The 12459-nt window shown below is 62.7% G+C and carries 13 protein-coding genes; 2 read left to right on the top strand and 11 right to left on the bottom strand.

Annotated features, from left to right (window positions below):
- Positions 1-30: 30 nt before the first annotated feature.
- Positions 31-447 carry a Fur family transcriptional regulator gene (locus BJP07_RS02015; protein WP_071565828.1) on the top strand — a complete coding sequence of 139 codons (417 nt, stop codon included), beginning with the start codon at positions 31-33 and terminating at the stop codon, positions 445-447.
- On the opposite strand, the gene BJP07_RS02010 is transcribed toward BJP07_RS02015, so the two are convergent.
- From BJP07_RS02010 to era, 3 genes are read right to left on the bottom strand one after another with little or no spacing between them, the layout of a single operon-like run.
- Complete coding sequence (locus tag BJP07_RS02010) at positions 444-1184, bottom strand: isoprenyl transferase (protein WP_071565827.1); 741 nt, start codon at positions 1182-1184, stop codon at positions 444-446. The two genes, BJP07_RS02015 and BJP07_RS02010, sit on opposite strands and share 4 nt — an antisense overlap.
- A gap of 7 nt (positions 1185-1191) precedes the next feature.
- On the bottom strand, positions 1192-1929 hold the full coding sequence (gene recO, locus BJP07_RS02005) for a DNA repair protein RecO (RefSeq protein ID WP_071565826.1): 738 nt from the start codon (positions 1927-1929) through the stop codon (positions 1192-1194).
- Positions 1919-2941, bottom strand: a complete 1023-nt coding sequence (gene era / locus BJP07_RS02000) for a GTPase Era (RefSeq protein WP_083584034.1) — start codon at positions 2939-2941, stop codon at positions 1919-1921. Before era ends, recO begins: the two co-directional genes overlap by 11 nt.
- Positions 2942-3063: 122 nt before the next feature.
- Between era and BJP07_RS01995 the strand changes: the two genes are divergently transcribed.
- The gene (locus BJP07_RS01995) at positions 3064-4248 is read left to right on the top strand and encodes an ATP-binding protein (RefSeq protein WP_071565825.1); all 1185 of its coding nucleotides are present in this window, start codon (positions 3064-3066) and stop codon (positions 4246-4248) included.
- 46 nt (positions 4249-4294) lie between these two features.
- On the opposite strand, the gene pdxY is transcribed toward BJP07_RS01995, so the two are convergent.
- From pdxY to hemW, 8 genes are read right to left on the bottom strand one after another with little or no spacing between them, the layout of a single operon-like run.
- Positions 4295-5146 carry a pyridoxal kinase PdxY gene (gene pdxY / locus BJP07_RS01990; protein WP_071565824.1) on the bottom strand — a complete coding sequence of 284 codons (852 nt, stop codon included), beginning with the start codon at positions 5144-5146 and terminating at the stop codon, positions 4295-4297.
- Positions 5147-5170: 24 nt separating this feature from the next.
- Entirely contained in the window at positions 5171-6511 is a 1341-nt protein-coding gene (locus BJP07_RS01985) for a hemolysin family protein (protein ID WP_071565823.1), read from the bottom strand.
- Positions 6512-7078, bottom strand: a complete 567-nt coding sequence (ybeY, locus tag BJP07_RS01980; protein WP_071565822.1) for an rRNA maturation RNase YbeY — start codon at positions 7076-7078, stop codon at positions 6512-6514.
- Positions 7075-8079: a PhoH family protein gene (locus BJP07_RS01975; protein ID WP_071565821.1), complete on the bottom strand. Its 1005-nt coding sequence runs from the start codon at positions 8077-8079 to the stop codon at positions 7075-7077. The genes ybeY and BJP07_RS01975 overlap by 4 nt, the downstream gene beginning before the upstream one ends.
- An 11-nt stretch (positions 8080-8090) precedes the next feature.
- Complete coding sequence (locus BJP07_RS01970; RefSeq protein ID WP_071565820.1) at positions 8091-8810, bottom strand: 16S rRNA (uracil(1498)-N(3))-methyltransferase; 720 nt, start codon at positions 8808-8810, stop codon at positions 8091-8093.
- Positions 8811-9941: a molecular chaperone DnaJ gene (gene dnaJ / locus BJP07_RS01965; RefSeq protein ID WP_071565819.1), complete on the bottom strand. Its 1131-nt coding sequence runs from the start codon at positions 9939-9941 to the stop codon at positions 8811-8813.
- A gap of 28 nt (positions 9942-9969) precedes the next feature.
- The gene (gene hrcA, locus BJP07_RS01960; RefSeq protein ID WP_071565818.1) at positions 9970-10986 is read right to left on the bottom strand and encodes a heat-inducible transcriptional repressor HrcA; all 1017 of its coding nucleotides are present in this window, start codon (positions 10984-10986) and stop codon (positions 9970-9972) included.
- Between the two features lie 32 nt (positions 10987-11018).
- A complete protein-coding gene (gene hemW, locus BJP07_RS01955) occupies positions 11019-12167 on the bottom strand; it encodes a radical SAM family heme chaperone HemW (protein ID WP_071565817.1) in 1149 nt (382 codons plus the stop codon).
- Positions 12168-12459 lie beyond the last annotated feature (292 nt).

The raw sequence follows: 12459 nt of genomic DNA, 5'->3' as shown, positions 1-12459 counted from the left end.
TCGGCGCGGTCGACTACTCTGGGACGCACTATGCCAAGCTCGAAGAACCCCGTGAGGAAACTCGGCCCGCGCATGACGCGCCAGCGCCAGGCCGTCGTGGATACGCTGCAGGACATCGACAAGTTCAGCCCCGCCAAGGACATCCACGCGGCGCTACTCGCCCGCAACGAGCAAGTCGGGCTGACCACCGTCTACCGCACCCTGCAGGGACTCGCCGAAATCGGCGCCGTCGACGTCATCCAAAGCCCCGAAGGCGAAACCCTCTACCGGCACTGCCTCACCGAGCACCACCACCATCACCTCGTGTGCGTCAAGTGCGGCACCAGCGAAGAGATCGAAGGCGGCCCCGTCGAATCCTGGGCTGAAGCCACCGCCAAAGAGCACGGCTTCACGCTCGTCGCCCACGAGGCCGAAATCTACGGCGTCTGCAGCGACTGCCAGGCCTAATCAAACTTATCGACGGCCCCTCCGAACCTCCTGTCACGCTTCGCATACTCGTACACGGCATCGAACATGTCGTCCTTGGTGAAGTCCGGGAAGAGCTTATCCTGGTAGACCATCTCCGCATACGCCGACTGCCACAGCAAGAAGTTCGACGTCCGCTTCTCCCCGCTCGGCCGCAAGAACAGGTCCACGTCCGGCATATCCGGCCGGTACATATACTTCGCGAACGTCTTCTCCGTAATATCCCCAGGCGCAATCTTGCCGTCCCTGGCGTCCTTGGCAAGCTGGCGGACGCCGTCGATAATTTCGGCGCGACCACCGTAATTAATGCACATCGCGAGCGTCAGCCCCGTGTTGTCCTGCGTGAGCTCCTCGGCGGCCTCAAGCTCGCGAAGCACCGAACGCCACAGGCGTGGGCGGCGCCCCGCCCACACGATGCGCACGTTCTTCTCGTGCAGTTCCTCGCGCTGCCGGTGCAGCACATCGCGCGAAAATCCCATGATGAACCGTACCTCAGAGGCTGCACGGCGCCAGTTCTCCGTAGAAAACGCGTACGCCGACAACCACTCCACCGTCCCCATCTCGATGCAGGCATCCACACAATCCAGCAGCACCGCCTCACCACGCTTGTGGCCCTCCGTGCGCTTCATGCCACGCTCCTGCGCCCACCTACCGTTGCCGTCCATCACCAACGCGATATGACGAGGAATAAACTCCGGGGAAATCTGCGGTCTGCTCATGGGAACATTATGCCTGTTTCATCACTCGCAAACTCGTTAACCCCGCCCCCAAATAAAACTGCAGGTGAGCAGACGTAGCCCGGTGCACCTGCTCCGCGAACTCCTCCGAACACACATGATCGTGCTCCAGCAGCCACATCGAATGCAGCACCTCCGGGTCCACATCCATCGCCCCCGGCGGACGACACAGCGTGCACACCGCGCCACCCGCCGCCGCATGAAACGCCTTATGCGGCCCCGGCGCCTGACAGTTCGCACAGTGAAACAAGCTCATCTTCCAACCCGCGTGCGCCGCCGCCTTCAACAGGAACGCATCCAGCACGAGCGTTGGGTGCGTCGGCGTCTGCAAACGCTCAAACCCCTCCTGCAGCAGCGCGAACAGCTCCGGATCCCCCTGTTCAAACGACAGCTTCTCCGCAGCCTCCAGCATCGCACAACCCGCCGCATATCTATCGAAGTCATCGATGATCGCGTGCCCATAAAACGCGACGGTGTCGGCGCTAGTGATCGTCGATAAGCCTCTGCCCGGGTAGACCTGCACATCCACCTCAACGAACGGCTGCAACCGCGACCCGAACCGCGACCGCGCCTTACGCACCCCCTTCGCCACACCCGGGACCAGGCCATGATCGCGCGTCAACAACACAACAACGCGATCCGCCTCCCCAAAATCGTACGTACGCACCACAAACGCACGATCCCGCCACGACGGCCTCCCCCCACTACGCCTACGACTAGAAGCCAAGACGCCCCAACGCCTTCGGATCCTCCTGCCAGTTCTTCAACACCTTCAGACGCACATCCAGATACACGTTCTGGCCCACAAGCTCCATAATCTGCTTCCGCGAACGGTGCACAATCCCATTCAAACGACGCCCACCAGGCCCCTCAATAATCCGCTTCTGACCAGGGCGCTCCAAAAACATCACCGCGTAAATCATCATCCGATCCGGGCGCTCCGAATCCGGATGCATCTCATCAATCTGCACCGCCACCGAGTGCGGCAACTCCTCACGCAACCCACTCAGCGCCTCCTCACGGATCAACTCCTCAATCCGCGCCTCGACCCCCTCATCCGTCACCTGATCAACCGGATAAAAACGCGGCCCCTCTGGAAGCTTGCTCACCAACACATCCATCAGCACGTCCAGCTGCACCTGGTCCTTCGCAGACACCGGGACCAACTCCACGTCCTGCCCCAAGTACTCGTGCATCTCCAACAGACGCTCCCCCACCACGTCCTTCGGCACCTTATCCAACTTCGTCACAATGCCCACAATCGGCGTCTTCGGCTTCGCCGCCCGAATCTCCTCCAAAATGAAGCGATCCCCCGGCCCCAACTTCTCATCCGCAGGCACCGTGAACCCAATCACGTCAACATCCTGATACGTATCCTTCACGATCTCATTCAGCCGCTGCCCCAACAACGTCCTCGGCCGGTGCACCCCCGGCGTATCCACCACAATCACCTGCGCATCCTCCCGATTCACCACCCCACGAATCGGACGACGCGTCGTCTCCGGCTGATCCGCCATAATCGCGATCTTCTCCCCCACCAACGCGTTCATCAGCGTCGACTTGCCCGTATTCGGCCTGCCCACAAAGCTCACAAAGCCGGACCGGAACCCCTCCGGGGTCTGCGTGAAGCCCGCGTAATCGGGGGTGCTCGCGTTTGCGCCTTGGTTTGCGCCTGGGTTTGCGTTTGCTTCGGCTGGTGCGTTGGACAGGTCCGGGAACTCCGGGAAGTTTTCGCTCATGGTGCAAAAGTCTACCCTGTGCGCTTGCAAGTGCTGCGTTGTCACTGTTGAAACTTCAAAACAATTCACAAACTTCATAACTTTCAAAAGCATTCACAAGTTCCCTCGGCTACAGTGTGTGCATGACCCTCAAACAAACCAACCCCTTTAAAGCCACCCTCGGAGCCACCCCGCCTCTCCTCGTTGGACGAAGCGACGCAATCGATGACTTCGGATTTGCCCTCGACGAAGGCCCCGGTGCCCACGAACGAATCTCCCTCACTATTGGGCCTCGCGGTATCGGCAAAACGGTCCTCCTCAATGCCTTCGAAGATGAAGCACTCGAGCGAGGCTGGCTCACCCTCAGCGAAACCGCAACAGCCGGCTTCGTTGAACGTCTGCGCAGCGATATCATCCAACGCCTTTCGCAAGACAGAAAGCAGCTTCAGGGCCTGAACGTGTCCATCCTTGGTGTAGGAGGTGGACTGAACTGGGACACGCAAGCAATCGCAGAGTCCACATACTCACTCCGCAATGCACTCAAAGACCTTCTCGCGTACAAACGCGAACTCGACCGACGCGCCCTTCAGGCACCAGGTGGAGTGCTCATAACGCTTGATGAAATGCACCACCAGCACAGTCAGGAACTCATTGAATTCGGCGCTACAGTACAACACCTCGTTCGAGAGGGTGAGGACATTTCAGTCGTCATGGCGGGGATCCCTTCGTCCATTCGACCACTGCTTTCTGGCAAGCTCAGCGGTAGCGGTGATGCAAACCCAGTCACGTTCCTGCGCCGCGCGAATCGGATTGAGCTAGGAAGAGTTTCAGATTCTGACGTGCGAGAGGCCCTCGAAGAGCCTCTCCGTAACACCGCAACACCCTGGGAAGAAGATGCGCTTGATATCGCTGTGGAGGCCTGCCACGGTTACCCTTTTATGATTCAGCTCGTCGGCCAATGCTCATTTCGGGAGAACGCTCGCACAACAAACACCAGCGCCGCCATCTCGACCGACGCTGCCCAGCGCGGAGTCGCAACCGCTCAGCGCAAGCTCGGGCAACTCGTTCACGAGCCCGCTCTGTCCGATCTGTCCAACGTTGATAGAACATTCCTGGTTCACATGGCTCAAGACGACGGCCCATCCAAAATGTCGGACCTTAAAGCTCGATTCAACCAGACCGATTCCTACGTTGGCAATTATCGACGCCGCCTCCTCGACGCCGAAATGATTATGACTACTGGCCACGGTGAAGTCGACTTCGCTCTGCCATATTTGCGGGATTACCTCCGCGAACACGCGGCTAGCCTCATTGCTGAGGGCTTCTAGCCTCGAGCCAACACCCAAATGTCCGCGCTCCCATTTGCGCAAACGGCTAGAGCGCCTCGACCTCGAACTGCAGCTGCGGGTTGGCGTAGGCGTCCTGGGATTCGACGAGCAGGAGCTCGGCGGAGTCGGCGTCGTAGGTGCGCTTGAGCAGGTCGTAGACGGAGCTGGCGGTCTTGGCCAATGCGTCGGCGGCGTTGCCGCCGCGCAGGTAGTGGCCGGTGAACAGGGCGGCGGTGACGTCGCCGGAGCCGTTGCGCTTGAATGGCAGGCGTGGGGTGCGCACGATCCACTTGCCGTGGTCGTCGACGGCGATCATTTCGATGGTGTCGGCGGGCGCGTCAGCGCGCTCAACCGAGGTGACCAGGACGGTAGACGGGCCCATTTCGCGGGCGGCATCGACGGCGCGGAGGGTGGAGTCCAGGTCGGTGACGTCTTGTTCTACGAGGTAGCCAAGCTCGAACTGGTTGGGGGTGATGAGGTCCGCGACGGGGACCACGCGGTCACGCAGGAGAGGCGGGATGTTGTCGGAGACGAAGCAGCCGGACTTGGCGCTGCCCATGACTGGGTCACAGGCGTAGATCGCGGCGGGGTTGACGGCTTTGACGCGGGCGACGGTGTCGATGATGACGTCGGCGATGTCGTCGCCGCCTTGGTAGCCGGAGAGGATGGCGTCGACACGTGCGAGGGCGCCGCGCTCCTCGATGCCGTCGATGATGGCCGCGACCTCCGTGGCGGGGATCATTGGGCCTTTCCAGGAGCCGTAACCGGTGTGGTTGGAGTAGTTGACGGTGTAGACGGGCCACACTTCGTGGCCAATGCGCTGCAGCGGGAAGACGGCGGCGGAGTTGCCTACGTGGCCGTAGGAGACGGCGGACTGGATCGACAAGATATTGCTCATGGGGACAAGCGTACAACCTGTCGGCTACTTGTCTTCAGAACGCCCGTCTGAATTCTCCATGGGTTCTTCGGCTGGTTCGGGAACCTCGATGAGTACGCTGCGGGTCTTGATGCGTCCGCGCCGGTCACGACCACCTTCGGCGGTGTAGCGCAAGCCGTCGTGGACAATTGCGGAGCCCGGCAGTGGGACGCGGCCCAGGTCGTAGGACAGGAGACCGGCCACGGTATCGACGGAGTCGGTGACGTCCTCCTCGAACGTGAGCTCGTAGTTGAGGTGGTCGGCGAGGAAGTCGACAAGGTCGTCGAGTGGCAGGCGTGCATGCGCGCGCAGGGTGCGCGCGGCGACGAACTCGATTGGGGCGTCTTCGTCCTCGTCGTATTCGTCGGTGATTTCGCCGACGATTTCCTCCAGGAGGTCCTCCATCGTGAGCAGGCCGGCGACGTTGCCGAACTCGTCGATCACGATGGCGATGTGCGTGTTCACCCGCTGCATGTCCTGCAGCAGCACGTCGAGAGGCTTGGAGTCCGGGATGAACAGCGGCTCACGCATCAGGGTGGACAGCATGGTGTCCGGTGCGACCGGGGTGCCGCTGAGGCCGAACATGTCTTTCAGGTATGCGACGCCCACAATCTCGTCGACGTTCTCCCCGATCACGGGCACGCGCGAGTGCCCGGAGCGCACCATCAGCGTGGTTGCTTGGCGGGCAGACTTCTCCCCCTCAATCCAGATCATCTCGGGGCGCGGCACCATGATTTGGCGAGCGTGGGTGGAGGCGAGGTCGAAGATGTTTTGGATCATGCGGCCCTCGGTGGTTTCCACCACACCCTTCTCCTGGGCGATGTCGACCATCTCGCGCAGCTCCACCTCGGTGGAGTACGGGCCGTCCCGGAAGTCTTCACCGGGGTGGAACAGGTTGCCCACCCAGATGAGCAGGCGCGAGACCGGCCCGAGGATACGGTTGGCGATCACCAGCCACGGCGCCGCCTTCAGCGAGATCGTGTAGGGGTTGCGGCGCCCCGCGGTGCGGGCGAACACGCCGATAATGCTGAACTGCAGCAACGTGACCGACGCGACGGCAGCGATGATGGCCCACGCGTCAGAGGAAAGCAGGTCCATCGCCAGCATGGCGGCGAATACGGCTGCGACGGCGTCGAGGATGGTGCGCAGCATGACCAGCATGTTGATCTGGTTCGCGCGGGCGTCGACAACTCGGGCAAGTGCCTTCGCGCCTGCAACCTCGTCTTTGACCATGGTCTCGACACGCGCGCGCGAAATCGGCGTCAGCGCGGACTCCACCGTGCCGAACAGGCCGGAAAGCAGCAACGCAATCACGGCAACAACGCCGTAGGCGACGGTGAACTCCATTTAGTTGTGGCCCTTCATCATGCGGTCAAGTTCCTCGCGGTCAGCGGCGGAGGGAAACGCATGGTCACCGGTCGGCTTGGGTTGATATTCGACGCCGCGGGCTGCCAGGGAGTCGTACCAGTCCGCGAGCAGTTCGTTTTGCAGGGAGAACATCTCGCGTTCCTCGTTCGGCATGACGTGGTCGTAGCCGAGTAGGTGTAACACGCCGTGGACGGTCAGCAGCGCCAGTTCATGGCCAAGGTCGTGGCCTGCCATTTCTGCTTGCTTGCGGTCGAAGGCCGGGCACAGGATGATGTCGCCGAGCATCGCTGCGCCGAATGGGGACGCGTCCGGGCGCCCGCCGCCGGGGGTGAGCTCATCCATGGGGAAGCTCATGACGTCCGTGGGCCCTTCCAGGTCCATCCACCGGACGTGTAAGTCGGCCATGGTGGCTTCGTCGATAAGCGTGATGGTGGCTTCCGTGTCTGGGTGCACATCCATGGCTTGCAGGGCGAAGGAGCAGACATCGACGAGCATTTCCTCGTTGACGTCCGCCTCCCCCGATTCGTTGAGGACTTCAATACTCACTGTCTTGCCTCTTCTTCGCGTTGTTTCCGTTCGTAGCGTGCGGCGTTGCGCGCGTCGTGCTCGTCGTAGGCCGCGACGATCCTGGAGATCAGGTGGTGACGCACGACGTCTTCGGCACGCAAGTCCTGGAAGGAAATACCTTCAATGTCGCCGAGGATGCGGCGGGCGACTCGCAAGCCTGAGACCGTGCCGCGTGGCAGGTCAACCTGGGAAATATCGCCGGTGACTACCATTTTCGAGCCAAACCCTAGGCGCGTAAGGAACATTTTCATCTGCGGGCCGGAGGTGTTCTGGGCCTCGTCGAGGATGACGAAGGCGTCCGAGAGGGTGCGCCCGCGCATGTACGCCAGCGGGGCGACCTCGATGATGCCGGCCTCGATGAGCTTCGGGATGGCTTCCGCGTCCATCATGTCGCGCAGCGCGTCGTAGAGCGGGCGCAGGTAGGGGTCGATCTTATCGCTGAGGGTGCCCGGCAAAAAGCCGAGCTTCTCCCCTGCCTCGACGGCGGGGCGGGTCAAAATGATGCGCTTGACCTCTTTATTGTGCAGCGCCTGTACCGCCTTGGCCACGGCCAAGTAGGTCTTGCCCGAGCCCGCAGGCCCGATGCCGAACGTGATGGTATTGTCGTCGATCGCGTCGACGTAAGCGCGCTGGCCTGCCGTTTTTGGCCGGATGACCTTACCGCGCCGCGAGATGATCTCGGCGCCGAGTAGTTCCGCCACCGACTCCGGGGACTCCACCTCCATCAGCGAAATCGCGTGCGTGACCGTATCCGGGGTAATGGGCACGCCGCGCCGCGCCATTGACTCGAGCTCGTCGAGCACCCGCAGCGCGTGCGCGACCACCACGGCCGGGCCGCGCACGGTCACCGCGTTGCCGCGGGCATGCACGTCGGCGCCGAGGTGCTGGTTGAGCACCCGCAGGTTCGTGTCATTAATGCCGAGCACGTCCTGCGTGTATGCAGAGTCAAGCTCAAAGTTGCGCGTGACCAAAGATTCCATGTCGCATAACCCTACCAGCGTGTCGTGAGCGCACCGATTGCGCATAGTGCGGCAAAACCGGCGCTCGCAGTCCGCAGCACTTCCGGTCCGAGGGTGACAGCGCGGGCGCCGATGAGCTCGAGTTCGTCGGCGCCGATGCCGCCCTCCGGCCCCACGATGAGCCAGATGTCGCGCCCGAACTCGACGGTTTTCAGCGGCACGGCCGCGTCTTCGTGCAGCACCAACGCCTGCTTTTCGACGCCCCCTTCGCCCGGCTGCGCCAACAGGTCTCGCAGCTGATTCGTGGTCACGGGCGCCGCGACCTGCGGCGCCCAGGCCCGGCGCGCCTGTTTCGCGGACGCGTTTGCCTGGTGCTGCCACTTCTCTACCTGTTTGGCCTGTTTCGCGGTGGGCCATCGCGCAATAGTGCGGTGCGAGATCCAAGGGACGATGGCGTCGACACCTCCTTGCACGGCGAGGTCGACGGCGAGCTCCGCGCGTTCCGACTTCGGAATTGCCTGCACCAGGGTGACTCGCTGCTCGGGCGCTGCCACGGTGCGTACCGCGGTGACGTCGCCGCGCAGCTGTTGCTTGTCGCTATGGCGCACGGTGACGTCGGCGACGGTGCCGACGCCGTCGGTCAGGGCGATGTGTTCGCCGGGCTCGATGCGTTTGACGAAGGCGTGCTTCGCTTCGTCGCCGTCGAGGGTTCCGCTGGCGGGGTCAGGGGTGAGGAAGTACGGGACGCTCATTTAGCGGCGGAACCTATCGCGCATGCGGGCGAAGAAGCCTTCGTCGCGCTCGTCGTCCTGGTGGACGCCGGCGGCGTCGCCGCGGGCGTCGCGAAGCTGCTCGAGGCTGCGGCGCTCCTCACCACTGAGGTGCGTCGGGACGGCGACCTGGATGTGGGCGATCATGTCGCCGTGGCCGTCGACGCGCAGGCGTGGCATGCCCTCATCGTCGAGGCGGACCTCGTCGCCCGGCTGGGTGCCGGCTGGGACCTCGATGGTGGTCATGCCACCGGCGAGGTTTTCGACGTCGATGCTGGTGCCCAGCGCGGCGTCGTACATCGGCACGTTGAGGCGCAGGTGCAGGTCGTTGCTGTCGCGCACGAAAATCTTGTGCGGCGCGGTCTGTACCTCCACGTAGAGGTCGCCTGCTGGGCCGCCACCGTGCCCGACCTCGCCTTGGCCCGCCATGCGGATACGCATCCCGTTGGCGATGCCAGCCGGGATCTTCACTTTCAGGTCGCGGGTGGCGCGCACGCGGCCGTCGCCGGCGCACTGGCGGCACGGGTCCTGGATGACTTCGCCGTAACCGTGGCACTTCGGGCAGTCGTGGGTGGTCATCACGTTGCCCAGGAAGGACTGCTGCACTTCCTGCACCACGCCCTGCCCTGAGCAGTAGTCACACTGCACGGGCTTCGCCTCCGACTCAGATCCGGTACCGTGGCACTTCTGGCACAGCACCGCCGTATCGACGGTCACCTCCTTGGTCACACCTGCGTAGGCATCCTCCAGAGTGATCTGGGTGCGCAGCAGCGCGTCGCTGCCCGGCTGAACGCGCGAGCGCGGCTCGTGACTGCGCCCGCCACCGCCGAAGAAGGCGTCGAAAATGTCGCCGAAGCCCCCGAAGTCACCGCCACCGGCGCCGCCCATGCCACCTTGCTCCATTGGGTCGCCGCCGCGATCCACAATGCTGCGCTTCGCCGGGTCAAGCAGCACCTCCTGCGCCAACGAAATCTCGGCGAACTTCTCAGCCGCCTCCTCAGACGGGTTCACATCCGGGTGGTACTTCCGGGCGAGCTTCCGGTACGCCCTCTTGATTTCCTGCTCGGTCGCCTCTCGGTCAACGCCGAGGATGCCGTAATAATCACGAGCCACTAGTTAGTTCCCTTTCAACACTTCGAAGTTATTCGCCCCGCAAAATGCGACTGATGTACTGAGCCACGGTGGCAACCTTTTGCATGGTACCCGGATAGTCCATATGTGTCGGACCGACCACCCCAAGGCCACCCAGCGCTTCATCGCCGGCTCCATATGCAGTACTAACAATGGAGGCCTGAGAAAATTCCTTTTCCTCATTCTCGTTGCCAATACTGACCGAGACGCGCTCGAGTTGTTGCGCGTTCGCCAACAGCTTCAGCACAATCACCTGCTGCTCCAACGCCTCAATCACGCTGTGCAGGTCCACCATCCGGTTCACGCTCAAGTTCCCCGCGCCCGCGATGAGCAGCCGATCGGTGGTGGTCTCCACCAGCGTCTCGATCAGCACCGCCGTCGCCCGCTCCACCGCGTCCGCAATGAGCGGCGGCGCCTGCGCATGCAGCATCTTCAGCGCTGTGGAGGCATCACGCATCGTTTTGCCCACCAGCACCGTATTGAGCAGGTCCCGCAGCAGAAACACCCCGTCGGTGCTCAGCGGCGCGGCGAGTTCCACGTTGCGCTGGTCCACGCGCCCGGTGTCTGTAATCAGCACCAGCAGCAGCCGCGTTGGGGCCAGCGCCACCACCTCACAATGCTTCACGCGAGACACGTTCAGTGTTGGCAGCTGCACCACCGCCGCCTGGTTCGTCAGCTGGGCCAGCACCTGCACGCTGCGGCGCAGCACGTCCTCCATGTCCACACCGTGCTCAAGGAAGTCCAAAATAGCGTGGCGTTCCGCGGTGGAAAGCGGTTTGACGTCATGGAGGGCGTCGACAAACGCGCGGTACCCCGCCTCCGTCGGGATGCGCCCCGAAGAGGCGTGCGTCTGCGTGATGTAGCCCTCGCGCTCCAGCACGCTCATATCGTTGCGGATGGTCGCCGAGCTGACCTTCAGCCCGTGGCGTTCCACCAGCATCTTCGATCCGACAGGTTCCTGCTGCGCAATATAGTCGGCGACGATTGCGCGCAGCACCCGCTGTCTGCGATCATTCGCTGCACTCATTAGCACTCTCCTTCGTCGACTGCTAACTCATACTACTCTGCCTCCTCGGCAGCCAAAATGTCCGTCACAATCCCGTCCGCCAGCAACCGCCCGGCATCAGTCACGGCCACGCGCTCGCCCGCGGTCAGCAGACCCGCCGCCACATACTTCTCGACGACCCCCTCCGCCCCCTCACCAATCACCTCCCGGGGCACACCCTCCTTCAGGCGCAGCCCCAGCATCACCTGCTCCTCGTGCCGTTCCTGCAGCGTGAGCGTCTCCCCACCATCGATGGGCAGTGTGTTATCAGCGAGCAACTGGCTGTAACGCTCCGGCCGCTTCACGTTCCAAAACCTGCGATCCCCAATAAACGAGTGCGCCCCCGGACCCGCGCCCCACCAGCGCGCACCACGCCAGTACAGCAGATTGTGCTGACACTCCCCGCCCGGCCGCGCCCAGTTCGACACCTCATACCAGCCAAAACCAGCTGCCTCGAGCGTGTCGGCGATCATCTCGTAGCGGTCCGCGTACACGTCCTCCTCCGGAGCTGGCAGCTCACCACGGCGGACCTTCCGCGCCATGGCAGTGCCGTCCTCCACAATCAGCGAATAGGCACTGACGTGGTCCACGCCCGTGGACAGAATGGCATCGAGGGTGCGCCGGACGTCGTCGTCCGTTTCCATCGGCGTGCCGTAGATCATGTCCAGGTTCACGTGCTCAAACCCGGCGTCGAGCGCCTCTTTGGCCGCCGCAACCGCCCGACCCGGCGTGTGCTTCCGGTCCAACACCTTCAGCACCGATGCCGACGCCGACTGCATCCCCAGCGACACCCTGGTAAACCCATGTTCCAGCAACCCCGCGAAATAGGCCGGATCGGTCGATTCCGGATTCGACTCCGTCGTCACCTCAGCCCCCGGCGCAATCCCGAAGGTGTCCCGCACCATCGACAACACCCTGCCCAGACCGTCCGCCCCCAGCAGCGACGGCGTCCCTCCCCCAATAAACACCGTGGAGGCTTCCCGTACACCTGGCTGCTGCGCCGCCAGCTCTAGCTCCTTTTCCAGCGCTACCAGGTACTCCGCGTGGGAGCTCTCCACCTCCGACGGCGTATAAGTATTGAAATCACAGTATCCGCACCGCGTCGCACAAAACGGCACGTGGATATAGACCCCGAAGTCGGGCTGGTGTTGCGCTGCATTCATAGTTGGCAATTGCAGCAGACCCGCGGACAGTTTGCAATTGTGTTCGAGGCGCGCACCACATTCCCTCTACGAGGATTGGTGACCTGGGACAACGCAACGTCGCAGTCGCCAAAAGCGGGAATTTGGTGTCGTCCGGTTTGGCAGAGTGACAAATCACGCAGCTAGCGTTCGGTGTCAAGTGGTTGTGGACTGGAATCATGGTTAACAATGCATCATCAACGCACACGGCGTCGGCGCGGTCTTACTTGTTGTGCGGATAATCGTGACTTTCTCAGGCAACCCAGTCGGTGTT

The sequence above is a fragment of the Corynebacterium sp. NML130628 genome (genome assembly GCF_001875665.1).
In the GTDB taxonomy this organism is placed as follows: domain Bacteria; phylum Actinomycetota; class Actinomycetes; order Mycobacteriales; family Mycobacteriaceae; genus Corynebacterium.
This window is presented reverse-complemented; position numbering and strand designations above follow the sequence as displayed.